This is a genomic window from Erwinia sp. PME.40.26/001 (assembly GCF_055556675.1).
The window spans coordinates 1-229 of record NZ_JBVHNP010000487.1 but is presented as its reverse complement, the minus strand read 5'-3'; the positions used below and the strand labels follow the sequence as shown (position 1 = coordinate 229).

The 229-nt window shown below is 62.9% G+C and carries 1 protein-coding gene; it reads right to left on the bottom strand.

Features of this window, described 5'->3' with window-relative positions:
- On the bottom strand, positions 1–229 hold a 229-nt coding region (locus ACZ3HG_RS25080; RefSeq protein WP_465335289.1), incomplete at both ends, for an Ig-like domain-containing protein.

Here is a 229-nt window from a genome sequence, read left to right as displayed (position 1 = left end):
ACGTCGACCGTGCGGGTCAGGGTGACCTTGTCGGGGCCGTCGGCGACGTCCGGCACGAAGTCGGCATAGATCCGGTAGCTGCCGGCTTCGGTCCACTCCCAGGAGGTCGTCCAGGTGCCGGTGCGGTCAGTTGCATTAGTAGGCTGTACAGTGCCGGTAAGCTGACGTGTCGCACCAACAACAAGGCTTGCCGTGGCAGGAGTTACGATTACGCCTGTAGCTGCGACAG